The sequence below is a fragment of the Psychroflexus sp. S27 genome, from assembly GCF_002810405.1.
Lineage (GTDB): Bacteria > Bacteroidota > Bacteroidia > Flavobacteriales > Flavobacteriaceae > Psychroflexus > Psychroflexus halocasei_A.
Window position 1 is genome coordinate 100,057 of sequence record NZ_NEXQ01000023.1, and the last position, 24,899, is coordinate 124,955.

22 protein-coding genes are annotated in these 24,899 nt (G+C 33.3%); 15 read left to right on the top strand and 7 right to left on the bottom strand.

Annotated elements, in window-relative coordinates; translation table 11 throughout:
* Positions 1-154: 154 nt before the first annotated feature.
* The 8 genes from dnaE (at position 155) to CAP47_RS06885 (ending at position 12,748) form a co-directional block, all read left to right on the top strand.
* Positions 155-4,507, top strand: a complete 4,353-nt coding sequence (gene dnaE / locus CAP47_RS06850; protein ID WP_100775956.1) for a DNA polymerase III subunit alpha — start codon at positions 155-157, stop codon at positions 4,505-4,507.
* 94 nt (positions 4,508-4,601) lie between these two features.
* Entirely contained in the window at positions 4,602-4,943 is a 342-nt protein-coding gene (locus tag CAP47_RS06855; RefSeq protein WP_093245049.1) for a phage holin family protein, read from the top strand.
* Between the two features lie 6 nt (positions 4,944-4,949).
* Positions 4,950-5,507, top strand: coding sequence for a CPBP family intramembrane glutamic endopeptidase (locus CAP47_RS06860; RefSeq protein ID WP_093245053.1), 558 nt, complete (start codon positions 4,950-4,952; stop codon positions 5,505-5,507).
* A gap of 130 nt (positions 5,508-5,637) precedes the next feature.
* Positions 5,638-6,960, top strand: coding sequence for a trigger factor (gene tig, locus CAP47_RS06865; protein WP_100775957.1), 1,323 nt, complete (start codon positions 5,638-5,640; stop codon positions 6,958-6,960).
* Positions 6,961-7,070: 110 nt separating this feature from the next.
* Positions 7,071-7,745, top strand: a complete 675-nt coding sequence (locus CAP47_RS06870; RefSeq protein WP_093245063.1) for a ClpP family protease — start codon at positions 7,071-7,073, stop codon at positions 7,743-7,745.
* A 9-nt stretch (positions 7,746-7,754) separates the two neighbouring features.
* On the top strand, positions 7,755-8,987 hold the full coding sequence (gene clpX, locus CAP47_RS06875) for an ATP-dependent Clp protease ATP-binding subunit ClpX (RefSeq protein WP_100775958.1): 1,233 nt from the start codon (positions 7,755-7,757) through the stop codon (positions 8,985-8,987).
* Positions 8,988-9,303: 316 nt separating this feature from the next.
* Complete coding sequence (locus CAP47_RS06880; protein ID WP_100775959.1) at positions 9,304-10,014, top strand: hypothetical protein; 711 nt, start codon at positions 9,304-9,306, stop codon at positions 10,012-10,014.
* A gap of 61 nt (positions 10,015-10,075) precedes the next feature.
* A complete protein-coding gene (locus CAP47_RS06885) occupies positions 10,076-12,748 on the top strand; it encodes a T9SS type A sorting domain-containing protein (RefSeq protein WP_100775960.1) in 2,673 nt (890 codons plus the stop codon).
* A gap of 47 nt (positions 12,749-12,795) precedes the next feature.
* Here the strand turns inward: CAP47_RS06885 and ruvC are convergent, their stop codons facing one another.
* Positions 12,796-13,347, bottom strand: coding sequence for a crossover junction endodeoxyribonuclease RuvC (gene ruvC, locus CAP47_RS06890; RefSeq protein WP_100775961.1), 552 nt, complete (start codon positions 13,345-13,347; stop codon positions 12,796-12,798).
* A 34-nt stretch (positions 13,348-13,381) separates the two neighbouring features.
* Here ruvC and CAP47_RS06895 point away from each other — a divergent pair, with 34 nt between their 5' ends.
* The 3 genes from CAP47_RS06895 to CAP47_RS06905 are packed head-to-tail and all read left to right on the top strand — an operon-like array spanning position 13,382 to position 16,291.
* Complete coding sequence (locus tag CAP47_RS06895) at positions 13,382-14,311, top strand: hypothetical protein (protein ID WP_100775962.1); 930 nt, start codon at positions 13,382-13,384, stop codon at positions 14,309-14,311.
* Complete coding sequence (locus CAP47_RS06900; protein ID WP_192869959.1) at positions 14,308-15,441, top strand: glycosyltransferase; 1,134 nt, start codon at positions 14,308-14,310, stop codon at positions 15,439-15,441. The genes CAP47_RS06895 and CAP47_RS06900 overlap by 4 nt, the downstream gene beginning before the upstream one ends.
* A 22-nt stretch (positions 15,442-15,463) precedes the next feature.
* Positions 15,464-16,291, top strand: a complete 828-nt coding sequence (locus tag CAP47_RS06905; protein ID WP_100775964.1) for a hypothetical protein — start codon at positions 15,464-15,466, stop codon at positions 16,289-16,291.
* Here CAP47_RS06905 and CAP47_RS06910 read toward each other — a convergent pair whose 3' ends face one another.
* On the bottom strand, positions 16,292-16,741 hold the full coding sequence (locus CAP47_RS06910) for a hypothetical protein (RefSeq protein ID WP_100775965.1): 450 nt from the start codon (positions 16,739-16,741) through the stop codon (positions 16,292-16,294).
* A gap of 137 nt (positions 16,742-16,878) precedes the next feature.
* On the opposite strand from CAP47_RS06910, the gene CAP47_RS06915 reads away from it, so the two are divergent.
* Positions 16,879-17,379 (top strand): DUF456 domain-containing protein, encoded by a 501-nt coding sequence (locus tag CAP47_RS06915; protein WP_093245097.1) that lies wholly within the window; start codon positions 16,879-16,881, stop codon positions 17,377-17,379.
* Here the strand turns inward: CAP47_RS06915 and CAP47_RS06920 are convergent.
* The 3 genes from CAP47_RS06920 to CAP47_RS06930 all read right to left on the bottom strand — a co-directional run bounded on the left by CAP47_RS06920 (position 17,376) and on the right by CAP47_RS06930 (position 19,934).
* Positions 17,376-17,939, bottom strand: a complete 564-nt coding sequence (locus CAP47_RS06920) for a nitroreductase (RefSeq protein ID WP_100776105.1) — start codon at positions 17,937-17,939, stop codon at positions 17,376-17,378. The genes CAP47_RS06915 and CAP47_RS06920 overlap by 4 nt on opposite strands.
* 34 nt (positions 17,940-17,973) lie before the next feature.
* Positions 17,974-18,558 (bottom strand): sugar transferase, encoded by a 585-nt coding sequence (locus CAP47_RS06925; RefSeq protein ID WP_100775966.1) that lies wholly within the window; start codon positions 18,556-18,558, stop codon positions 17,974-17,976.
* Between the two features lie 125 nt (positions 18,559-18,683).
* Entirely contained in the window at positions 18,684-19,934 is a 1,251-nt protein-coding gene (locus CAP47_RS06930) for a metallophosphoesterase (protein WP_100775967.1), read from the bottom strand.
* Between the two features lie 104 nt (positions 19,935-20,038).
* Here CAP47_RS06930 and hemW point away from each other — a divergent pair, with 104 nt between their 5' ends.
* A complete protein-coding gene (gene hemW, locus CAP47_RS06935) occupies positions 20,039-21,163 on the top strand; it encodes a radical SAM family heme chaperone HemW (protein WP_093245112.1) in 1,125 nt (374 codons plus the stop codon).
* Entirely contained in the window at positions 21,164-21,529 is a 366-nt protein-coding gene (locus tag CAP47_RS06940; RefSeq protein WP_093245116.1) for an MmcQ/YjbR family DNA-binding protein, read from the top strand.
* A 2-nt stretch (positions 21,530-21,531) separates the two neighbouring features.
* Here the strand turns inward: CAP47_RS06940 and mnmD are convergent, their stop codons facing one another.
* Positions 21,532-22,218 carry a tRNA (5-methylaminomethyl-2-thiouridine)(34)-methyltransferase MnmD gene (gene mnmD / locus CAP47_RS06945; RefSeq protein ID WP_093245120.1) on the bottom strand — a complete coding sequence of 229 codons (687 nt, stop codon included), beginning with the start codon at positions 22,216-22,218 and terminating at the stop codon, positions 21,532-21,534.
* Positions 22,219-22,490: 272 nt separating this feature from the next.
* On the opposite strand from mnmD, the gene CAP47_RS06950 reads away from it, so the two are divergent.
* Positions 22,491-24,152 (top strand): MutS-related protein, encoded by a 1,662-nt coding sequence (locus CAP47_RS06950; protein WP_100775968.1) that lies wholly within the window; start codon positions 22,491-22,493, stop codon positions 24,150-24,152.
* Here the strand turns inward: CAP47_RS06950 and CAP47_RS06955 are convergent.
* Positions 24,149-24,865, bottom strand: a complete 717-nt coding sequence (locus tag CAP47_RS06955) for a hypothetical protein (protein ID WP_100775969.1) — start codon at positions 24,863-24,865, stop codon at positions 24,149-24,151. The two genes, CAP47_RS06950 and CAP47_RS06955, sit on opposite strands and share 4 nt — an antisense overlap.
* Between the last annotated feature and the right edge of the window lie 34 nt (positions 24,866-24,899).

A 24,899-nucleotide genomic window follows, 5' to 3' on the forward strand; every position in this document is an offset into this window, starting at 1 on the left:
CTTTAATTTTTGAGGTTCTTATTTAATTATTTTAAACCCAATTTATAATTGTTTTCAGAAAGTGTTTTTAGTCAAAAATCATTGTGGATAACTTCTTGACTTAAGCATCAAGCTCGCATCTTTTTTTGTGTAATTTTACGCAAAATCTTGCTCTATGTATATCATATTCGATACCGAAACTACGGGTTTACCAAAACGCTGGAATGCGCCAATCTCCGATGTTGATAATTGGCCAAGAGCCATACAAATCGCATGGCAGGTGCATGATGAATGGGGCGAACTTGTAGAGCATCAAGATTTTTTAATCAAGCCTGAAGGTTTTGATATTCCTTATGATTCAGAGCGTATTCACGGAATTTCTACAGCTTTAGCCGAAGAGAAAGGCGTGCCGATTCTTGAGGTTTTAGAAAAATTTAATGTTGCCTTAGGCAAAGCTAAATTCGTAGTTGGGCAAAATGTTGGTTTTGATGTCAATATTATGGGAGCGGAATATTACCGTGCTCAAGTTGACTCGCCAATGACGGAAATGCCAGTGCTTGATACCTGTACAGAAACCACAGCTGAACTTTGTCAAATTCCTGGCGGTCGAGGTGGTAAGTTTAAATTACCAACATTAACTGAATTACACGAAAAGTTATTTGGCGTTCCTTTTAGTGAAGCGCACAACGCAACTGCAGATGTTGAGGCGACAACACGTTGTTTTCTTGAGCTGATCAGAACAAACATTTATTCTGAGAATAAACTTCAAGCTGAAAACGGTTATCTTCAAGAGTTTCAAGCAAAAAACCCAGAACCTTTTAAAGGCATTGGTTTAAAGCATGTGAATCTTCAGAAGGCTTCAGAAAAAATTAAAAAGGCGCAAAGCGATTCTTCAAACGAGCCAACGAAAGCTGAAATGAATGAGAATCTTGAAAAAATTCAAGATGCAAATTTTATTCATTTACATAACCATAGTCAGTTTTCAGTTTTACAATCTACAACATCGATTCCTGATTTGGTTGAGGTGGCTGCCAAACATAAAATGCCAGCAGTTGCTTTAACAGATCATGCCAATATGATGGGCGCTTTTCATTTTGTGAATGCAGTTCAGAAGCATAATAAATCTATTGATGAGGAAAGTGATCAAGTGAAAATCAAACCGATTATTGGCTGTGAGTTTTTTGTGTGTGAAGATCATTTAGATAAATCTCACAAAGACAATGGTTATCAAATTGTGCTTTTAGCTAAAAACAAAAAAGGCTATCACAATTTGGCAAAAATGTCTTCTATTGGTTTTACAAAAGGTTTTTACTATGTGCCACGTATCGACAAGAAAGTCGTTGAAAAGTATAAAGATGACCTGATTGTATTATCAGGAAATATGTATGGTGAAATTCCAAGTAAAATTCTGAATATCGGCGAAAAGCAAGCCGAAGAAGCTTTGTTGTGGTGGAAAGAAACTTTTCAAGATGACTTTTACATCGAGTTGATGCGTCACGGTCAAGAAGATGAAGATAGAGCAAATGAGGTTTTAATCAAGTTTGCAAAAAAACATCAAGTTAAACTAGTGGCTTCTAACAATACTTACTACGCAGATCAAGAAGATGCCAACGCACACGACATTTTACTGTGTGTAAAAGATGGTGAAAAACAATCGACACCAATTGGTCGTGGTCGTGGTTATCGTTATGGCTTGCCAAATGACAAGTATTATTTTAAGTCAACAGAGGAAATGAAATCTCTTTTTAAAGACGTTCCTGAAGCAATTACGCATACGCAAGAAATAGCTGATAAAGTTGAAGCTTACGAATTGGCGCGTGATGTATTATTGCCTGCCTTTGGTATTCCTGAGCGTTTTCTTGATGCAAAAGATGAAGAAGATAATGGCAAACGAGGTGAAAATGCTTATTTAAAATACCTCACTTTTGAAGGTGCAAAAGAGCGTTATGGTGAAATAACACCTGATATTGAAGAAAGACTGAATTTTGAATTATCAGTGATTGCTAATACAGGTTATCCGGGATACTTCTTAATTGTTGAAGATTTTATTCGTGAAGCCAGAAAAATGGATGTTTCTGTTGGGCCAGGTCGAGGATCGGCAGCGGGAAGTGCTGTTGCCTATTGCTTGAAAATTACAAATATTGACCCGATAAAATACGACTTGCTTTTTGAGCGTTTTTTGAATCCTGAACGAGTCAGTATGCCAGATATCGATATCGATTTTGATGATGAAGGCCGAAGTCGCGTCATGGATTATGTGATTGATAAATATGGTGAAAATCAAGTCGCCCAAATTATTACTTACGGAACAATGGCTGCTAAATCTGCCATTCGAGATACAGCGAGAGCTTTAGATTTACCTTTATATGAAGCTGATCGTATTGCAAAGTTGGTTCCTGATATGTCAAAACTCCACAAGATTTTTGGCAAAGATGAAAAAGAATTAAGAGCAAAATTCAGATCTGAAGATGTTGAAAAAGTGATGGAATTAATCGGGATTTCAGAGCAAAATACACCTGAAGCTGAAACGGTTAATCAGGCTAGAATTCTGGAAGGCTCTGTTCGAAATACAGGAATTCACGCTTGTGGTGTGATTATCACACCAGATGATATTACCAAATTCGTCCCTGTTTCTGTCGCAAAAGATTCAGACTTATACGTCACTCAATTTGACAACTCAGTTGTTGAAGACGCTGGTCTGCTCAAGATGGACTTTTTAGGTTTAAAAACTTTGACGCTGATTAAAGACACGGTTTCTATTGTTAAAGCTAGACATGGTTTAGATCTTGATCCTGAAGCTTTCCCTTTAGATGACGAGAAAACTTACGAGCTTTTCCAGCGTGGAGAAACAGTTGGTGTTTTTCAATATGAATCTCCAGGGATGCAAAAACACATGAAGGATTTAAAGCCAACTGTTTTTGAAGATTTGATTGCGATGAACGCGCTTTATCGTCCAGGGCCGATGGAATATATCCCGAGTTTTATTAAAAGAAAACATGGCGCTGAAGAGATTAGCTATGATTTACCTGAAATGGAGGAATACCTTGAGGAAACCTACGGAATTACGGTTTACCAAGAGCAGGTGATGTTACTATCGCAGAAATTGGCAAGTTTTACCAAAGGTGAAGCCGACGTGTTGCGTAAAGCCATGGGGAAAAAGTTGCAAGATGTTCTTGCGAAGCTTAAACCAAAGTTTATTGAGCAAGCGAAAGCAAATGGACATCCTGAAGATAAACTAGAGAAAATTTGGAAAGACTGGGAGGCTTTTGCGAGTTATGCATTTAATAAATCTCACTCCACGTGTTATGCTTTTGTGGCTTATCAAACCGCTTATTTAAAAGCGCATTATCCAGCAGAATACATGGCGGCTGTACTTTCGAATAACATGAACGATATTAAAAAAGTGACTTTCTTTATGGAAGAATGTCGACGAATGGGATTACCTGTTTTAGGACCTGATGTCAATGAATCTTACCATAAATTCTCTGTGAATAAAGAAAATGCCATTCGTTTTGGAATGGGAGCGGTCAAAGGCGTTGGCGGTGGGGCTGTCAAAACAATAGTTGAAAACAGAAAAGAAGATGGACATTACAAATCTATTTTTGATCTAGCTAAACGTATTGATTTACGAGCCGCCAATAAAAAGGCTTTTGAAAGTTTAGCCTTAGCAGGCGCTTTTGATAGTTTAGGAAATGTGCACCGTGCGCAATATTTCCATCAAACAGAAGGCGAATTAACTTTTATTGAAAAAGTTGTCAAGTTTGCAGCAAAATATCAAGAGAATAAAAATTCAGCTCAAGTCAGTCTTTTTGGTGAAGCGAGTGACGTTCAAATTCCTGAACCAGAAGTGCCACCTTGTGATGAATGGCACACTATGAAAACACTGAAAGCTGAAAAAGAAGTGATAGGCTTATTTCTTTCAGGACATCCGCTTGATGATTTTAAACTTGAAATGAATAATTTCTGCTCTCATGATTTACGCGTTTTTGAGTCTATCGAAGATCACTTGAATAAAGAAATTAGTATTGGTGGTGTGATCACGGAATTTGCTCATAAAACCAGTAAAATGGGAAAAGGTTTTGCCGTTTTTACTGTTGAAGATTATTACGATAGCCACGAGTTCTGGATTTTTGGTGAGGAATATTTAAAATTCAGACACTTTTTAACGCTTGATAGTTTTGTGCATATAAGAATGACAGCAACACAATTTATTGATAGAAAAACAGGCGAACCTGGTCGTGTACGCATCAAGTTTAAAAACTTCAAACAATTACATGAAGTTTTAGCTGAGTTTTCAAAACGAATCAAATTACAGCTTGATATCAATCAGTTAACTGAAGAAAACATTGAAAAGTTGGAAGAGTTGATTCTTTTAAATCAAGGTGAGAAACAATTGAACTTTCTGCTTTTTGAAAGAGAGAATAAAATCAAACTCGATATGGCGAGTCGATCAAAATCTGTCGATATCAATAAAGAATTATTAGCAGGTTTAGATGACATTAATTTTCATTATAAATTGATGAAATAATTTAAGATTAATTAAACCTCTTGATATTTTAAATATGTTAAGGGGTTTACTCATTCTTATTGATTATTGTAATTTTGAATAAAAATTATAAGTGATGAAAATCTTATTAAGATTGATTATTTCTGCGATTATCGTTGTGGTTTTAGCAAATATACTTCCTGGTGTTTATGTTGATAGCTTCTTAATTGCTGTTGTTGCAGCTGCAGTGATATCAATGCTGAATCTTTTTGTAAAGCCAATTTTACTCATCTTAACTTTACCAGTGACCATTATAACTTTTGGATTATTTCTCTTGGTGATCAATGCTATCATTATTTTGTTGGGTGATGCCTTGGTTTCAGGATTTCAAGTTGACGGTTTTTGGTGGGCGCTGTTATTCAGTTTATTGCTGACTTTCTTCCAATCTCTTGTATTTCAGCTTGCTGAAAAAGCATAGTTTTTTATGAAAAAAATCAATCTTTTTGCAGCATCAGTTGTTACGCTATTTGTCTTTCCAGCGGTTGCTTTTGTTGTTGGACATTTCAGCGATTCGTTCGATTACTTTTCAATTTTCCCAGAGTTTTTTAGCGGTTTATCAATAGGAGTAGGGTTATTATTTGGTCTCATTGCTTCAGGTTTAGGAATTCTGCTTTTAAAGCTTGATATCTTTAAAAATGTCAAGAGTTTTTATTCAGAAATCTTTGCAGATGTAGAGATTAAAACACCAGATATCATTTTTTATTCACTGTGCGCAGGCATAGGAGAGGAGATTTTCTTTAGAGGAATGTTGCAAGAGTTCTTTGGTATCTGGCCAGTTGCAATCTTCTTTGTTTTGATTCATGGTTACTTGAATTTCAAGGATTGGAAGAAGAGCATTTATGGTGTATTTCTGATTCTGATTTCTGCTGGTTTTGGTTATTTATATGAGTACTTTGATATTTATGCTGCCATATTAGCGCATACGATTTATGATATTTTTATGTTTAAACTCTTGTTGAAATCTAAGGAAAAACAAACTTGATTCTCATTAATAATCAAGTCAATACCTCAAAATAAACTTGATTTAAGGATTTGATGAACTGATTATCAAAAACTTGTCAAGACGTTAAATAAATTGTAGTTTTGCAAACTCAAAAAACTATTGGATAGAAATGGATATAAGTTTAGAAAATAAAGATGCATTAAATGCAGTTGTAAAAGTTGATATCGCTAAAGAAGATTATAGCGAAAAGGTTGATGGTGTTTTAAATAATTACAGAAAAACAGCTAACATTCCAGGTTTTCGTAAAGGAATGGTTCCTAAAGGAATGATTAAAAAACAATATGGTCAAGCAGTTTTAGTTGATGAGGTGAATAGACTTTTACAAGATTCACTAAACAATTATATCGCTGAGCAAAAGTTAGATATTTTAGGAAATCCACTTCCAGTTCAACAAGACAATTTTGATTGGAATGCTGAAAACTATAGTTTTGAATTTGAGTTAGGTCTTGCGCCTGAATTCGAATTAAGCCTTGATAATAAAGAGCCAATTACGCATTACATCGTAACTGCTGATGAAGAAATGATTGACAACCAAGTCAAAATGATTCAGAAGCAATATGGAAAAATCGTTTCACAAAACGAAGTTAAAGAAGGCTACACAATTGAGGGTGTTTTCCATAATGAAGAAGAAGGTATTGAGCACAACACAAGTTTCAATATTGATGAAGTTGACGGAAAAACAAATGCTAAACAGATTTTAGGAGCTAAAACTGGTGAGCAAGTGACTGTTAAGACTAACAAGCTTTTTAAAGACGATGAAACTTTAGCAAGTAAATTAGGTGTTGATGCTGAAAAAGCTGAAGACCTTAAAGTTGAATTGACCTTAACGATTAACGAAATCAACGAAAATATTCCTGCTGAATTAAATCAAGAGCTTTTTGATAAATATTTTGGTGAAGGTGAAATCACTTCAGAAAAAGAAATGCGTGAAAAAATCGCTAAAGATTCTGAGCAAACTTTCGCACAACAAGGCGATCAGCAATTATTAAATGACATCACTGAGCACTTAATCGGTTCAGTTGATTTTGAATTACCATCAGAATTTTTGGTCAAATGGTTGCAAACGCAAGGTGAGCAAAAAATGACTGAGGAAGAAGCGCGCGAAGAGTTTGAAAATTCAAAGAAAGGTTTAAAATACCAATTGATTGAAGGCAAAATTATTAAAGCAAACGATTTAGAGGTTTCTCAAGAAGATCTTAAATCAATGGCGATTGATAGAATTAAAGCGCAAATGGCACAATTTGGTCAAGCAAATTTACCTGACGATCAGTTAGAAGATATCGCAATGCGTGTGTTGTCAAATCAAGATGAGGCAAGAAAAATGGCTGAACAAGCGATGAGTCAAAAGCTTCTTGATTTTTATAAAGAAAAAATGAACCTTAAAGAAGAAAAGGTTACTTATAAAGAGTTTATCGATAAGGTTTACAAATAAACATCTATTCATAGACGAAGAATTTAAATATGCTAAAAGATAACTTTTAGCATATTTTTTTCATAAACTAATCAAGTTCAGTTTATCTTCGTAGCACAAATTTGAAAATAATGGATTTAAATAAAGAATTTCAAAAATTTGCGACTAAAGATCAAGGGATCAATAGCAATTATTACGACAAGATTATCACGAGTATGTATCCTGTTGGGATGACGCCAAACATTATTGAAGAGCGTCAAATGAATGCCGTGGCAATGGATGTTTTTTCTAGATTAATGATGGATAGAATCATTTTCTTAGGAACACCGATTAATGATCAAGTTGCGAATATTATACAAGCACAACTTTTGTTTTTAGAAAGTACAGATGCAGCAAAAGATATCCAAATTTATATCAATTCTCCAGGCGGAAGCGTTTATGCAGGTCTCGGGATTTATGATACAATGCAGTTTATCAAGCCAGATGTTGCGACAATTAATACAGGTATTGCTGCCTCTATGGGAGCGATTTTGTTATGCGCAGGAGCAGAAGGTAAAAGAAGTGGTTTGCCACATTCACGTGTGATGATTCACCAACCTATGGGTGGTGCTCAAGGTCAAGCTGATGATATTGAGATTACTGCTAAACAAATCATTATGTTGAAAGAAGAACTATATAAAATTCTTTCCAAACATACAGGGAAATCTTATGATGAGGTTTATGAAGATGGTGATCGTGATTTTTGGATGAATTCTTCAGAAGCAAAAGATTACGGAATGATTGATGAAATCTTGAAAAGAGATTAAAAAAATATTATGGCTAAAGAAGTATTAGAATGTTCATTTTGTGGACGTAAAAAAGCAGAAACCAATTTATTGATTGCTGGTTTAGACGCGCATATCTGTGATCGTTGTATTGAACAAGCACATGGTATCGTTTTGGAAGAGTCAAAGCAAGATTCAAAATCTGAATTAACTTCAGAGTTAAAGCTCAGAAAACCAAAAGCGATCAAATCATTTTTAGATGAATATGTTGTAGGACAAGATCAAACTAAAAAAGTGATGTCTGTGGCAGTTTATAATCACTATAAACGTATTCTGCAACCCAAAAACGATGATGATATTGAGATTCAAAAATCAAATATTGTTGTGGTAGGCCCAACAGGAACAGGAAAAACATTAGTTGCTAAAACAATTGCTAAAATGCTGAACGTGCCTTTGGCTATTGTGGATGCAACGATATTGACAGAAGCAGGTTATGTTGGGGAAGATGTTGAAACCATCTTGACAAAACTTCTTGCGGCTGCAGATTATAATGTTGAAAAAGCACAAAGAGGAATTGTCTTTATTGATGAAATTGATAAAATCGCTCGTAAAAGTGATAATCCTTCTATTACACGTGATGTAAGTGGTGAAGGCGTGCAGCAAGCATTATTGAAACTTCTGGAAGGCACAACAGTTAACGTTCCACCTAAAGGAGGTCGGAAACATCCTGACCAAAAATTCATCGAAGTTGAAACAGAAAACATTCTGTTTATTGCCGGAGGTGCTTTTGATGGTATTGAGCGTGCAATTTCCAAACGTTTGAACATGCAAGCTGTAGGTTATGATGCTTCTAAAAAAGGTGATGATATAGACAAAGAAAACTATTTAAAATACATCACACCAAGAGATTTAAAAGACTACGGGCTCATTCCTGAAGTCATAGGACGTTTACCTGTCTTAACTAACATGAATCCTTTAGATAAAAATGCTTTAAAATTGATTCTAACTGAACCCAAAAACGCAATCATCAAGCAATATAAAAAATTGTTTGAAATGGATGGTGTTGATTTTAGCATTACCGATGGCGCATTAGATTTTGTCGTAGAAAAAGCCTTAGAGTATAAGCTCGGTGCAAGGGGACTGCGAGCTTTGTGCGAAACAATATTGACAGATGCAATGTTTGATCTGCCTGAAAGTGATGAGAAAGAGTTTAAAGTCACAAAAACATATGCTGAAAAAGCATTGAGTAAATCAAACCTTAAACAGTTGAAACAAGCGAGTTAATGAGTTTACTTAAAGATAAATATGATAAAGCTGCCTTTTAAAAGGCAGCTTTTTTTATAATAATTATTCCCTTTTCCTAGTAATTATTGAACTTATGTTAAGCTTTGTTTTAAAACTGATATTTTTTTGAATCAGATAAGTTAATCGTTAAATTTGTTAAAAATCTCAATTATGAAAACAAAATTACGCGGGCTGAAAAGCAGCCTTTTTATTTTGTCTTATAGTTTCATACTCGTATGGACAAGGATTAGAAGGTTTTTCAAATTCTAATGCAGGAGCCAGTTATTCTACTTCTAGTTTTATTGGAAATAACGGAGTGACTTGGAGTTATGTAGAGTCTCGTGATGGCGATGGTGATACCAATAATTCAGGAATTAATTTACCTGCACTCATGTTAAGAAGAAGTTCAGATAATAGTGCTGTAACTTCTAGTGATATTTCAGGAGGTATCGGCAATTTTTCTATTAAATTATATAAAGGTTTTACAGGAAGTGGAAATAGACAAGTTGAACTTTTTGTTAATGGAGTTTCTCAAGGTGCTTCAACGCCTTTTGATGATTTCAGTGAGCATGTATTTACTGTGAATAATATTGATATTTCTGGTGATGTTACAATTGAGATTAGAAATATTACGGGTAATCAGGTTATTGTTGATGATATTTCTTGGACAGCTTATGCAGGTTCCTCTAACGATCAAACAACTGAAGTTTATGCGCCAGCTAATCAAGTTGCGGCGAAAACTGTTACAGCTGCTGATATAACTACAGTGACAAGTGCAACAGATGTTTTTAAATTTACAGTTGAAGATCAGGGAAGTGGTGATGGCTTGCCGACTAATTTATCACGTGTGCGTTTAGTGCCTGGGCCTAATAATACAGCAAATTGGTCTGATTATTTACAAGGTTTTCAAGTCATAGATTCTGATATTAATATTTATACGCCAACTGCGACAATTTCAGATTCTGAAATACTTTTAGATTTTTCAACCCCAGTTTCTATTTCTGATGGAGGTGCTTTAGATTTTTAAATTTTTGCTTATCTCAATTCATCTAACATTCAAGATGGAAGTGTCTTACAATTTAAAGTAGATGGAGCTAATCCTGGCTTTTTGGCTGATTGATACAAACGGTTCTGGTTTTGTATCAAGTTTTACTTTAGGTGATGTTGTTGGAAATGACATTACTATCGATGTTGAAGCGAGTCAGTTATCATACTTGCAACAACCATCTGAAGTAATCGTTAACGAAGTGATGTCGCCTGCTGTTGATATTGCTTATACTGATGCTAATAATAATATTGATATAGATTATTCAGGTTTAGGTTTTAGTATTTCGATGATCAGTTCTGCTATTTTTAATGCTTCAGCAACGACAACAGTTGAAGCAGTCAATGGTGTTGCTGCTTTTTCAAACTTATTTTTTGATACTGAAGTGACTGGAGTCAATCTAACAGCTGCAGATGATTCAACATTAATTACAGGAACTTATGATTCTTCAACTTTTGATGTAACAGCTCCAATCTCAGGCGCTACTGATCTGTTTTTTTCAGAATATATTGAAGGTTCAAGTAATAATAAATACATAGAAATTTATAACGGGACAGGAGTACCTGTCAATTTAAGTGATTATAGTGTTGAGTTATATGTTAATGGAAATACAACTCCAAATAGTCCTGAAGATTTTACAGATCCAGTTTTTCCAATAAGTCTTAATAACGGAGAAACTTTGGTGATAAGAAATTCTAGTGCCACTATTCATCCAGCTTCAGTTCCTACTTACACTTCATCTGTAGCTAATTATAACGGAAATGATGCGATTGCTTTAGTTAAAAATGGAACTGTTATTGATGTTATTGGTGAAATTGGCGTTGATCCAGGTGTAGGCTGGGATGTTGCAGGAGCAACATCGGCTACTGAAGTTCATACTTTAGTCAGAAAATCTGATGTCTGTTCGCCTAATACAAGTTGGGCAACTTCAGCTGGAACTACAGCAGCTAATTCAGAGTGGACTGTTTACCCTAAGGATGATGTTTCAAACTTAGGAAGTCACACTTCAAATTGTGGGACACAAGCTTCAGTAAATTATGTTTACGACGGAACTTCTTGGTCACCTAATGACCCAAGTGGTGTTTCAACTATCAATGATAATATTGAAGTTTTGAGTGGCACAACTCAATTTACAGCTGATGTAAGTTCTAAGAATTTGAATATCAATACTGGTGCGACCTTAAATCTTGATTCCTCAATTGTTTTAAATATAGTTAATAACCTAGTCAATGAGGGTTCTTTAGTCTTTAAAAGTGATGCTACTGGAACAGCACAGTTTGATGAATTTAATGGGGCAATTTCTGGTATTGGAGATGTCGTTGTTGAGCGTTTTATTCCAGCTAAAAGAGCATTCCGATTTTTATCAACCTCAGTTGGAGGTCAAAGCTTTGCAGATGCATGGCAGCAAGGAACGCATATCACAGGAGCTGGTGGAGCTGCAAATGGATTTGATGTAACACAAACAAATAATCCATCGGTATTCACATTTAACAACCAATCAGCATCGCAAAACAGTAGTGACGTCTGGGAAGTCTTAACCTCTGCGAGTCAGTTGATGGAGGCAGGAAAAGCCTATAGAATTATGGTTAGAGGTGACCGAACAATTGATCTGAATGATCAAAATGCAACGCCAACAAATACAACTTTGATTTCCAAAGGAAGTTTAATGACTAATAGTTATTCGCCAGTTTTAGCGCAAGCAAATAGTTTCTTTAGTTTTGTGGGAAATCCCTATCAAGCTATTGTTGATTTTTCAGCCTTGACTTTTACAGGTGATATTAACACGTCTATGTTGTATGTGTGGGATCCAACTTTAGCTGGTGCTAATGGAAGAGGCGCCTATGTTGCAATAGATGTCAATGCAAATTCACCGAGTCCTAGCTCATCTGAAGCTAATAAATTTATAATGCCAGGTCAAGCATTTTTTGTTCAAAACTCAAGTGCTGTTAATCAAGCACCAGGTTTGACTTTTACGCAAGCCGCGAAGTCAACTTCCACAGCACAAAATTCAGTTTTTTCAAATCAGCCAGAGTTTTATATTAATATGCGTTTATATAAAAACTCTGCTTTACTTAATGGTGAATCAGAAAGTGATGCTATTGGTTTAAGGTTTGCTGATGATTACACAACACCTTCAAGTGACGAGGACGCAAGCAAAATGCCTAATCCAGGTGAAAATTTTGCAATTGTAAATGATAAATTGACTTCTATTGATAATCGTTCTTTACCTGAAATTGATGAAGAAATAGAGCTGTTTATTTCTGGTTATGAAGAAGAAAATTATGTGATTCAGTTTATGATGGATCATCAACCTGAAGATTTAAAAGTTCTTCTTAATGATACATATACAGAAAACTCTATTGAGCTTTCTAACGATGAGGTTTACACTTTTAATGTTGATTCTAATATACCAGAATCAATTGCTACTGACCGTTTTTACGTTAGTTTTGAAAATGTAACGATGGGTGCTGAACAGCCTGATGTTGAAAATATAATTAGCATTTATCCTAATCCAGCGAATGATCTTTTAAAAATTAACACCAAAGATATCGAGATAGAGCAGTTGAAACTGTTTAATTTACAAGGGCAACAACTTGAATCTTTAAACTTTAATTCTAAAGATGTTATCAATGTATCTAATTTAAATTCAGGTATTTATATTCTTAAGATTTATACTGATCGCGGAACAAGTGTTCATAAATTTATTAAGAAATAAACCAAAATTGTCATGTTATATAAAGCCATTACGTCAAGTAGTGGCTTTTATTTTTTGATACGTTTTTCGTTTTGCTTGATAAACGCATCCCAACCTGTGTATGATTTTGAACCTATTGTTTTTGAGCTGTTATAGAAATGACAAACAGCAGCAGCAAGTCCATCTGTAGCATCTAAGTTTTTTGGTAAGCTTTTTAAATTTAAAGTGCTTTGTAACATTCTTGCAACTTGTTCTTTGCTCGCATTACCGTATCCTGTAATTGCCATTTTTATTTTTTTTGGAGAATACTCTGTAATTGTTACTTCTCTTGACAAACCTGCCGCCATAGCAACACCTTGTGCTCGACCCAACTTTAGCATAGATTGAACATTTTTACCAAAGAATGGTGCCTCAATAGCAATTTCATCTGGATGGTGACTGTCTATCAGTTCAATAGTTCGCTCAAAAATTAATTTTAATTTGGTGTAATGGTCCTTGTACTTTTTCAAGTCGAGCTCATTCATCTGAATAAATGACATTTTTTTACCATCAATCTTAATAATGCCAAATCCCATAATGGTAGTTCCTGGGTCAATTCCTAAAATAATTTTTTCAGCCATTACAGTTTTTTAATTTGTTACTTTTGCCAATCTCATGGCAAACAAAACTAAACAAATATTTATCAAAGGACTTCAGCTCGTTTTTGCAATTATTTGTTTACTCTATATTTTTTATGAGATTTCAGCAGAAGAACAATATGTCAATATTCTCGTTGCTTACCAAGAAAATATCACTTTAACTCACAAAATTTTGCTTCTTAGTAGCATGCTTTTGTTTTCTGTATTGAATTGGTCATTCGAGTTTTCAAAATGGAAAATCTCAGTTTCTCATTTTCGTCAAATTAGTTTTTTTAAAGCGGCTTACCACTCATTTACATCTCATAGTATAGCTATTTTTACGCCGCAGCGCATTGGTGATTATGCGGCTAAATTGATTTTTTTTCAAAAGAGAAATAGAAAAAAAGTTTTATTAGCAAATTTTAGAGCCTCTTTTTCACAATTGATGAGCACCATAATTTTTGGGTTTGTTGCTTTATTTTATTTTGTGAAATATTATGGTTTAGAATTAAATAATACAATTATGTATTCAATATTGATACTAGTGATTTTATCTGCCACAATCTTGTTTTTCACAAAGGAAAATTTTCAAAATAAAATAAAATCTCTACTGATCAAAAGGCCAAAACAATTGATGCTATTAATTACTCTATCTTTAATTAAGCATTTAGTTTTTAGCCATCAATATTTCTTTTTACTGAATTTTATAACTGAAGTTGATTATCTTGAAGCAATGATGGCGATTAATTTGATGTATTTATTTGCTTCATTTTTACCAAGCTTTTTTATTATTGATTTCGCTATTAAAGGAAGTGTCGCTATTTTTATTTTCAATTACTTAGGAGTTTCAGCCACTGCGGTTGGGCTTGTTAGTTTCATCATGTGGTTTCTCAATTTTGCTTTGCCAGCAATCATAGGAACTGTTTTGCTGAGTCGTTATTCATTTCAAAAAACAGCTTTAAGTTGAATTTACTCGTCATTATTTTTAGCGGAATTGCAATTCTATACCTAATCGTAACAGGATGGATCACAAAAAAGCTTTCTAAGTTTAAATTTTCTAAGCAAAAACTGAATCTAGAGGACGAATTGACAAATTTTAGCCTTTTGGTTTCTTTCAGAAATGAAGCTGATAGACTTCCTTATTTATTACAATCAATTTCTGAAATAGATTATTCTTTAGATAAATTTGAAATCATTTTAGTCGACGATCATTCGTCAGATATGTCAAGAACTGAAATGAATGATTTGGTCAATAAATTCAATGTTAATATTCATCTATTTCATTTATCAGATGTTGGTCTATCAACCAAAAAACATGCTGTAAAGTATGGCGTAAATCAAGCTTCTGGAGAATACATTTTAACAACGGATGCAGATTGTATTTTGCCAATCGGAATACTCAAAGCGCATCATTTACAGATTATCGATCAACAACCAGACTTGATAGCGGGAGCGGTGAGCTTTATAAAGAAAAACACCTTTCTGAGTCAATTTCAATATTATGATTTTATGGCAATTCAGGCTGTGAGTATGTCCTGCATGATTCAAGGTCAACCAATTGCGAATAATGCAGCCCACATGAGCTTTAAACGCTCTGCCTTTTTGGAGTCTGATCCTTATAAAAAGAACCTAAATATTGCGAGCGGTGATGATGTTTTTTTATTAGAAAAATTCATTCAAATGAAACTTAAAATCAGATATTTAGAGTTTTCTGAAGTTGTTTTATCCGCTTCTCAAGAATCTTTTTCAGCTTTAATCAATCAAAGGAAAAGATGGTTTCTTAAGTCAAAACATGTTAAGAATAGAACAGCAAAACGTCTTGGTTTAATTTTGTTTTTAGGTCAACTAAATATGATTTTTGGCTTTATATTATTGTTTTTTTTAAATCAAATAGAACTTATCTTTAGTTTTTACATAATTGCCAAATTCGTTATTGATTATCGACTTTTAAACGAATTTTCTAAGAAGTTTCATTTAGGATTTTGTGCTAAAGAACTTTTATTATTTTATATAGTTTACCCTTTTAGTCTTTTTATTTTTATTTTTGCAGTTCTTAATAAAGACTACAGTTGGAAATCACGCCAATTTAAATTTTAATCCATTTAGATATACATTAAATATGAAATTGATATACACTTTTTGTTTATTTTTTCTAATATGCATTGCTTCAGCACAAAATAAGATAACAGTAGATCAAAAAACTTACGATGTTAAGTTGTTGGAAGATGGAGAGTTGAGTTTGTATTCAGAGCACACAACTGGTGATCGCCTTTATATTATGAGTTATGAAGGGAAAAACGTATTGTTAGAAAAAAATAACTTTCATCAAAAGATTCAAACTTTGCTGAATCGTTCTCTCTCGATGAGGTCTGTTAACTATAGAACACGATCACTTGTAATATTCACAGAGAGATTCAATCATCGTGTTGATGATAAAGTTGATAAACTTAGTCTCGGTTTAAGTGTTTTTGGTGGTATTTCAAACCAGTTTTTATTTACGAATCCAAATAATGAAAAATATGGCGTCGCTGGTGCTGAACTTGAACTTTCTAACAGAAAAATGTTTAGAAGACATAGTCTCTTCTTTCAGTTTAATCAAACGATAAATACAACGGATTATGATTTTAATCTTTCTCAATTAACTTTGAATTATAGATTCAGATTTATAGATACAAAGTATTTTTATGCGGCTGCCAATGTAGAATTTTTCAGTTTGAATTACGTTTCATTTGAAAACTCTTATTATAATCAAGATGAGGAATTAGTGGTTGAAGATGAAGAAACAACAGCACTTGATACACCAATTAGCTTTGGCGCAAGTCTTAACTTCAACCTTTCTAAAGTCACAACGATTTTCGTGAGTTATAATGATTTTGTTGCACTTGGTGTTAACGATAACGGTGAAACACCTCTCGATTTTAGTTTGGGTTTACGTTTCGCTTTATAACTATTTAAATTGTAGAGGAATTTCAAAACTCAATTTAACAGGAACACTCCTTTTTTGCGCTGGGTAAATCGGCTTTAGTTCAGTGATGCAACTATCAATTTTTTGAGAAAGCTTCAAATTATTTTTCGTTGATGAAGCTAATGAGTCGAAAATTATTTCTCCACTTTTAGAAACACTCAAGTGCAATTGAAAACAATCGTTTGTGTTTTTAAGTTGAGTAGGAAGACATTGATCTAGATTTAAATAAGCACCAATATTTTCAGTAAAGCATAAGAAGCTTTTTTCTTTGCTTAATCCTTCTTCACAAAATTCAAAACCTGGATAAATATCAACTTCATCCCAATTGATGTGCTGTTTTTCGTTTTCTAAAATTTGTTGTGCATTTTGCTTTTCAAATTTTTGGCATCCTAAAATCAGGAAAATAAATAAAACAGCTAAAATTGATTTCATAGTGCTAAATTAAAAATAAGTCTGATTTTAATTCAATCTTCACAAAGATATGATATGTTTTGACTTAAATACTTCTTCTTTATCAATCTTAAAGTCAGTTTTGTATTCTGAGATATTTTATATTTACAATAAAAAAAATGAGCATTCTATTAATCACTATTGGCTTTATACTTTGTATTGTTGGCATTCTCGGTAGCTTTTTACCGGTTCTGCCAGGTCCTCCTTTGTGCTGGTTGGGTTTGTTGTTTTTTTATCTAGCACCAGTTATTCCGATGAATTATACTATTCTTATTGTAACATTTGTGGTTGCTTTAGTTGTATTCTTGCTAGATTATATCGTTCCTGCGATTGGTACAAAATCTTATGGTGGTAGTAAATATGGCGTGATAGGAACCACAATAGGACTTATCGTTGGGCTCATTGCACCAATCCCTTTCGGATTTTTGATAGGGCCATTTGTTGGTGCTTTTATAGGTGAATTTATTTTTAATAAAAGCAAAGGAAAAACAGCTCTTCGTGCTGCTTATGGTTCGTTTCTAGGTTTCTTAGGGTCAACTTTGATGAAGTTCACTTTTAGTTTGGCTTTTAGCGTTTATTACATTTATCAAATCATCAATTATCGTGATTTAATATTTTAATCAAAGAATTGAATCTTTTCATCTATTGAAGTTTGTCGCTCACCTTTTGGCCATTCCTCATCAGTTTTTCCTAAATATAACAAGCCTAAGCATTTTTCACCTTCTTTAAAATCAAAGAATTCTCCAAAATCTTTAATCATTTTTGGCGAACTCCAATAGCAACCAATTTGCATTTCAGTCGCAAGTAGCCACATGTTCTGAACCGACATTGCTACAGCGGCAACTTCTTCCCATTCTGGAACACTTTCTTTAGGGTCTCTTTGTAAGCAAATAGCAATTACAGCTGATGATTGCTGAAACTTATCAATAATTTTTCTCTGTTTAAATTTAGAAGGCTTATCAGTTGACTTGAGATATAATGAACCAACAAACGCACTAAATTTTGTTTTAGACTTTCCTTGTAAAACCTTGTAACGCCAAGGCTCAGTTTTGCGATGTGTTGGTGCCCAATTTGCCGCTTCTAAAAGTTTTTGAATTTCTTCTTTTGAAACTTTTTCATCATTATATTGATGTGGATAGATCGATCTTCTTTTTTTGATAATATCAGCAATCGTTTGCATAGAAATTTTTACCGTAAATCTAATTAATTTAACTTCAGGAATCAAGTTCAGATGATGAACGAAAAGGTAAGAGTACAGTTTTTAAAATGATTTTAATATCTGTTGAAAAGCTGATATCTTCAGCATATTGAGAGTTTAATTTTAACTTTTGAGGAAAAATGATAGTGTCATTATAGCTTAACGGGTCACTTTGTGATTTTAAAATCTGCTCTTCGTTGGAAAAATGTAGAGAAGCATAACCAGTTAATCCTGGCTTTAACTTGCTTATGCTTTTATATTTTTCTCCTAATTGGTCATAATATCCTGGTATATCTGGTCGTGGACCTACAAAACTCATTTGCATCGCCATAATATTGATCAATTGTGGTAATTCATCAAGTTTACTACGTCGTAAAAACGCCATAAATCTCGTCGTTTTCCCATTTTCAGTAATGCTTTTAAACTTGAAAATTTTAAATCTCTTTTGATATTGGCCTATACGTGTTTGAATAAAAATAGGACTTGACCGATGTGCAATTGAAAGGATGACAGAAAGTATCAATAAAATAGGTATCAAAAAGACGAAGAGGAAAAAAGCGCCTAAAAAATCAAAAAAAGGTTTAATATAAAATTGATACATAAATTCGTAAACAGCTCATTTAAATGCTGACTTCCTATTTGTTAGATTTTAAACTGAATCTCTAAAAATACAGAAAATAAATGTATGTTATTTTTATGCTTTTAAACTCAAAAAAGTCTTTTATTTTAAGATTTAACAGCTACTGTTTTTGATTGATCAGGATTTCCTTTCTTAAATTTAATAACTGTTATTTCTGGCCAAATCCCAACACGGCCAGGATAAGCTAAGTATCCAAATCCTCTATTGACGTTGATGTAACGTTTTTTGAATTCATAAACTCCGGCCCATTGTTTATATCGATACTGGATCGGACTCCATTTAAACCATCCAGGAATTTCAATGCCAAATTGCATGCCATGTGTGTGTCCGCTTAAAGTTAAATGAAGATTTTTTTCATGCTGATGTAAAACTTTGTCCCAGTAGGAAGGATCGTGACTCAATACGATTTTAAAATCTTTTTGGGTTAAACCCTCGCAAGCTTTATCGATGTCACCAGCTTTTTTGAAACGACCTTTTCCCCAGTTTTCAACACCAACAACCGCTAAATGCGCATCGTTTCTTTTGATGAGTCTGTGTTCATTTCTGAGCATCTGCCAACCCATTTCTTCATGAACTTTCAGGAAATTCTTGAAGTTTTCTTCTTTATCTTTTGGCTCTTTAAATTTATAGTAATCGCCATAATCGTGATTACCTAAAATTGAATAAATCCCATCTTTTGCCTTTAATTGACCAAAAAGATCTTTCCAATCATCCATTTCAGAGGCTAAACTATTCACAAGATCACCTGTAAACATGAGCGCGTCAGATTCTTGTTTGTTAATGAGGTCAATAGCGTATTTTATTTTCTCACGATTGCTGAAGCTTCCAGAATGAATATCGCTTAATTGGGTGATTTGATAACCGTCAAATTCCTCTGGTAAATCCTCAAATGCGAGTTCATATGTCAAGACTTTAAAATTATATTTCCCTTGAAACATTCCGTAAATCAATGAAAAGAAAGGAATAGAGCCGAGTCCCATAGCGATTTGACTTATAAATTTTCGACGACCTTCAATTTGAACATGTTCGGAAGGTGTTTTTAGCTTTCTATAAAAATAGCGAAAACTTCTGACGATATCTTCACCAAACAAAAATATAATCAAAACATTTTTTAAAGAGTAAACAGCTAAGACAATGCCTAGTGAAACACCTCTAGAGCCACTAAAAGTTTTGTCAACAGTGTCGCTATAAAAGCTATACACCAAAAATAAGATTGGCAGAAAGCTGAGGATAAAATAGAGAATATAATGTAACTTGGAAGAAGTTAGTCGCTTGATGGCTTGAAAGGCGTAAATTTCTAAAACCAGAGCGAGTAGAGCAACAAGCAACCACTGCATATTTTTTTTGCACAAAGATAAATCCAGCATATTGAAATTGAACATGATTTAAAATTAAATTAGGCTTTGTCGCAATTTTCAGATATACATCATAACTTTGTCGCATGTCAGGTATCTATATTCATATTCCTTTTTGCAAACAAGCATGTCATTATTGTGATTTTCATTTTTCAACTTCAATGAAATATAAAGAGCAACTAGTCTCTTCTCTGATGAAAGAAATAAGTTTGCGTCGTGATGAAATTTCTCCAAACATAAAAACAATTTATTTTGGAGGAGGCACACCGAGTTTATTAAATCAGGATGAAGTGACTAAAATTATTAATCAAATTCATAAAGAGCTTAATGTTGATGAAAATGCTGAAATTACCTTAGAAGCAAACCCAGATGATTTAGATGAAAATTACCTGAAGGAACTCAGTCAAACTAAAGTAAATCGTTTAAGTATAGGTGTGCAGTCTTTTTTTGAAAAAGATTTAAAAATGATGAATCGTGCGCATAATTCTGAAGAAGCGCACAAATCAATTCAACTCGCAAAAAAGTATTTTGATAATATTTCAATAGATCTTATCTACGGAATTCCTGAGATGTCGATTCAACGTTGGAAAGAAAATATCAATAAAGTTTTTGAGCTAAATGTTCCGCATATCTCATGTTATGCATTGACTGTAGAGCCACAAACAGCCTTAGCAAAATTTATTGAAAAAGAAATCATCAAACCCGTTGATGATGCCTTAGCGAGAGAACATTATGAAGTTTTATGTGAAGAAATGTCAGCTAATGGCTTTGATAATTATGAGTTTTCTAATTTTGGAAAAGCGGGTTATTACTCGCAAAATAATATGGCTTACTGGACGGGAAAATCTTATTTAGGAATTGGTCCTGCCGCGCATTCCTTTGATGGTAAAAAGCGAAGCTGGAATATTAATAACAACATCAAATATATTAAGGCGATTGAAAGTGGTAAACTGCCAAGTGAAGTTGAGACTCTAACCAAAAGTGACCGGTTTAATGAATATATCATGACAGGTTTACGCACCAAATTTGGTGTTTCTTTACAAAAAATCAAAAATGATTTTGGTCAAGTTTTTTATGATCATATTCAAAGAGAAGTTTCACCTTTAGTTGAAGAAAACCATCTTGAATTGATTGATGGATTTATACACATTACGCCAAGTTCACGATTTTTAACGGATGGTATTTCATCTGAACTTTTTAGAATTATTTAAATGGACATAGAACAAATAAGAGATTTTTGCTTGTCACACAAAGAAGTGACTGAATCATTTCCTTTTGATAAAGATGTTTTAGTTTTTAAAGTTTTTGACAAGATTTTTGCTTTGATTCCACTTTCAAATTGGGAAAAAGGAGAGCAAAGTCTTAACCTAAAATGCGATCCAGGTGTTGCTGCCGAATTGAGGGAGAAATATCCGCAAACTGTTCTGCCAGGTTATCACATGAATAAAAAGCATTGGAACACTTTAATGCTGCAAACAAGTGAATTTTCAGAAAAAAAAGTCAAACACTTTATTTTGCATAGTTACAAATTGGTGGTGAGTAAATTACCAAAATCAAAGCGAGAATCATTGAAGTAAATTTAAATTAATTCGCCACGTAACATTTCTCTTTTTCCGGGTGGGCCAGGCATGCGTTTCATCTTAAAGCCCAAGCTTTCAAGATTACGCCTTACACTTCCTTTGGCACAATAAGTGACAAAAACTCCTTTATCTTTTAAGGCAGTTTTAAATAATTCTAAAGTTTTCATGTCCCATAAATCAGGTTGAACACGTGGGCCGAAAGCATCATAAAACACAATATTTGCGGTATCGATTAAACTGAGCTGATCAAATTTTTGATGTATTTTATGTAATTTGAAATTTGATGAAATCTCTGTTCTTTTATCCCAAATAGCAGAATGTAATTTCTTAAAAATAGCATCAGCTTGTTCGCCTTCAATCTGTTGAGGATAGTTGAGTTTCGAAACTTCTTTTTCTGCAACAGGAAAAGCTTCTAGGCTGATATAATTAACTTTTACTTTGTTTTCTTTCGCCCAGAAATAGGAGAGAAGCGCATTCAAACCTGTTCCAAAACCAGCTTCAAGAACCGTAATTTCTATATCATTTTCTCTGAAATAATCAAGATCAAGAGAAGCTAAGCCTGTCTTTAAAAAAACATGTTTGGCTTCCTGAATTGCACCATGTTTAGAATGGTACTGCTCATTCCATTCTGGAATTTGAATGGTTGTTGAGCCATCTTTGGTTGTGATGATTTGGTGTGAAAGCATAAAATTGTAAATCTTTTCAAATTTAAGCTATTTTTTGAAGTAGTCAAATCTTTGTGAAAGCCTAGTGTAAGAGGTGACTCATTTTTAAATTCTCTTAAGTAAAGTCTGAGATTAAAACTCTATTTATTATTCAAAAAAACTTAGTTTTGTTAGCTAAATTCAGAAATGTGAACATTCAATTCTACGAAGATAAAATCTCTAAAACGAATCTGAAACTTAATAAAGTTAAGTCCAAATTGTTGTTATCAAGCCTTTTCAGGCTTTTTGTGTTTATGGCAACGCTATTTTCTGTTTATTGGTTTTGGGGCTCAGCAAGATTTGTCATCGGAACAATAATTGTTTTCATCATTCTCTTTTTGGTACTCGTTACGAGACATCAGAAAATTGTAGATCAAAAAACAATTTTATTGAATATAATTACGATTAATCAAAACGAGATTCAAGCGCTTAACGGTGATTATTCAGCTTTTGCAGATGGTGAAAATTATACGGATCCAACACATGAGTTTAGCCATGATATTGATTTGTTTGGCTTGCGTTCATTTTTTCAATTTTTAAATAGAACAGCTTTAAAAGAAGGAGAGCAGAAGTTAGCAAATTTATTGACCTCAAATGATCACGATCATATTCATCAAAAGCAAAAAGCAATACAAGAGCTTGCTAAAAAAGTTGATTATCGTCAATCATTTTCAGCCGAAGCCATGCGGGTTGAAACACAAACAAGTACTAAAGAAATTCATGATTGGGTGTCAAGTTATAAAACCTTTGTGCCAAAAATAATGCGTTGGCTGCCGACTGTTTTTTCGGTTTTATCACTTGTTGTCATCAGCTTGTATTTCTTCGATGTAATCAAGGTGATGCAACTTTTATTATGGATGTTTATCGGTTTAATTATTGTTGGGTTTTATGTTAAAAAGACAACGAAACTCTATCAAGACATCAGTCGGATGCAAAGCTTTTTTCAGAGTTATCAAAAGTTGATTTCTGATATAGAAAATGAAAATTTTGAAAGTCAACTTTTAAAAGACCTACAATCCAATATAAAAAGCACGCCAAAGGCTTCAGAGAGATTAAGAAAAATAAATCGTGCGATTGATGGATTTGAACAACGTAATAATCTTCTTTTAGGTTTGTTCTTAAATGCATTTTTGTTGTGGGATGCAAAATACACTTACATTATTGAGCAATGGATCATCAATAATAAAACGGATGTTTCTAATTGGTTTTATAGCATAGCTGAGTTTGATGCTTACCATAGCTTGGCTAATTTGGCTTACAATAAAACAACATATAATTATCCTGAAATTTTAGACGAAAAAAGTGAATTTGTTATCAAATCTCAGAAAGCAGTTCATCCATTATTGGATGAAGGTATTGCTGTTAAGAATGATTTCAAGATCTCTTCTCAGGAATTCTTGATTGTGACAGGCGCAAATATGGCTGGGAAAAGTACGTTTTTGAGAACCTTATCTTTACAGATTTTAATGTCTAATTTGGGATTACCAGTTCGTGCAGAATCTTCAGAATACAGACCAATTAAATTGATTACAAGTATGCGAACTTCAGATTCATTGATGGACGAGTCATCTTATTTTTATGCTGAATTGAGTCGATTAAAGTACATAATCGATCATAGTGAAAAGGATGATTATTTTATCATTTTAGACGAAATCTTAAAAGGTACAAACTCTAAAGACAAAGCTGAAGGTTCTAAAAAGTATGTGGAGAGATTATTGAAAACATCAAGTCACGGTGTGATTGCAACGCATGATTTAAGCCTTTGTACATTAGAAAATGAACACCAAGAAATTAGTAATTATCATTTTGATGCAGATATTACAAACGATAATTTAACCTTCGATTATAAATTGAAATCAGGTATTTGTGAGAATATGAATGCTTCTTTCTTGATGAAGAAAATGAATATTGTTTAATCTTTTAAAACTAAATTAATCACATCAATTTTTTGTTCACCAATGATTTTTCTTTCAATAAAATAATGATCAAAATCTGTGGGCTTATAACTGCTAAGTGAAGTCTTTTCAATCTTTTCACCATCTATCTTGACTAGATAAGCATCGTCAAAAAACCATTTCTCAAAAAGAAATTGTTCAATTTTGTTTTGCTCGGGTTCTTTGTTAAATATTGGTAGGAAGCTAGGAAGCTTTTCATTATTGACTTGCTGTTCAAAGCTCATTTTTTTGTAGATATCTTTGATGAAGTTCAATTCTAAATCTCTGTAATAACGCTCATCTTCATCCAGTGATTTCCAGTCCTTAACAAGCGTATTATACTGTGTTAGCATAGCATCAGTAACAACACTGCTATTTGAAAAATTTTGAATAGAAGTTCTTTGAATATTTAAAATATCAAAATTTGTTTTTTTAAGCTCTTGTTTTATTTTTTCTAAAAAAGCATCTCCAGTAATGTTGTCAACTCTTAATGTTAAACTTGAGAGATAAGTTGAATCTTGATATTCAGGCTCAGTTTGTTTATCAAATGCTTTTGAAAGATGACTGAGCTTGATTTCTTCTCCATTCTTTAAAATGATTGAATCATTTTTGATTTTTAGTTCAAATGTATTCTCTTGAGAGAAAATTGTTGAAAAATTAAGGAGACAGACAAGAAAAAGTAAATATTTATGCATGTTTTTTTGTACAAATTTAAACAATTAAAATTAT

Bases quoted from the DNA above. Each gene is read 5' to 3' on its own strand.
- dnaE (WP_100775956.1), top strand. From the start codon at position 155: ATGTATATCATATTCGATACCGAAACTACGGGTTTACCAAAACGCTGG.
- CAP47_RS06940 (WP_093245116.1), top strand. From the start codon at position 21,164: ATGGACATAGAACAAATAAGAGATTTTTGCTTGTCACACAAAGAAGTG.
- tig (WP_100775957.1), top strand. From the start codon at position 5,638: ATGGATATAAGTTTAGAAAATAAAGATGCATTAAATGCAGTTGTAAAA.
- CAP47_RS06955 (WP_100775969.1), bottom strand. From the start codon at position 24,865: ATGCATAAATATTTACTTTTTCTTGTCTGTCTCCTTAATTTTTCAACA.
- CAP47_RS06925 (WP_100775966.1), bottom strand. From the start codon at position 18,558: ATGTATCAATTTTATATTAAACCTTTTTTTGATTTTTTAGGCGCTTTT.
- mnmD (WP_093245120.1), bottom strand. From the start codon at position 22,218: ATGCTTTCACACCAAATCATCACAACCAAAGATGGCTCAACAACCATT.
- clpX (WP_100775958.1), top strand. From the start codon at position 7,755: ATGGCTAAAGAAGTATTAGAATGTTCATTTTGTGGACGTAAAAAAGCA.
- CAP47_RS06905 (WP_100775964.1), top strand. From the start codon at position 15,464: ATGAAATTGATATACACTTTTTGTTTATTTTTTCTAATATGCATTGCT.
- CAP47_RS06895 (WP_100775962.1), top strand. From the start codon at position 13,382: ATGGCAAACAAAACTAAACAAATATTTATCAAAGGACTTCAGCTCGTT.
- CAP47_RS06915 (WP_093245097.1), top strand. From the start codon at position 16,879: ATGAGCATTCTATTAATCACTATTGGCTTTATACTTTGTATTGTTGGC.
- CAP47_RS06855 (WP_093245049.1), top strand. From the start codon at position 4,602: ATGAAAATCTTATTAAGATTGATTATTTCTGCGATTATCGTTGTGGTT.
- CAP47_RS06950 (WP_100775968.1), top strand. From the start codon at position 22,491: ATGGCAACGCTATTTTCTGTTTATTGGTTTTGGGGCTCAGCAAGATTT.
- CAP47_RS06920 (WP_100776105.1), bottom strand. From the start codon at position 17,939: ATGCAAACGATTGCTGATATTATCAAAAAAAGAAGATCGATCTATCCA.
- CAP47_RS06870 (WP_093245063.1), top strand. From the start codon at position 7,071: ATGGATTTAAATAAAGAATTTCAAAAATTTGCGACTAAAGATCAAGGG.
- ruvC (WP_100775961.1), bottom strand. From the start codon at position 13,347: ATGGCTGAAAAAATTATTTTAGGAATTGACCCAGGAACTACCATTATG.
- CAP47_RS06910 (WP_100775965.1), bottom strand. From the start codon at position 16,741: ATGAAATCAATTTTAGCTGTTTTATTTATTTTCCTGATTTTAGGATGC.
- CAP47_RS06930 (WP_100775967.1), bottom strand. From the start codon at position 19,934: ATGCAGTGGTTGCTTGTTGCTCTACTCGCTCTGGTTTTAGAAATTTAC.
- hemW (WP_093245112.1), top strand. From the start codon at position 20,039: ATGTCAGGTATCTATATTCATATTCCTTTTTGCAAACAAGCATGTCAT.
- CAP47_RS06860 (WP_093245053.1), top strand. From the start codon at position 4,950: ATGAAAAAAATCAATCTTTTTGCAGCATCAGTTGTTACGCTATTTGTC.
- CAP47_RS06885 (WP_100775960.1), top strand. From the start codon at position 10,076: ATGGAGCTAATCCTGGCTTTTTGGCTGATTGATACAAACGGTTCTGGT.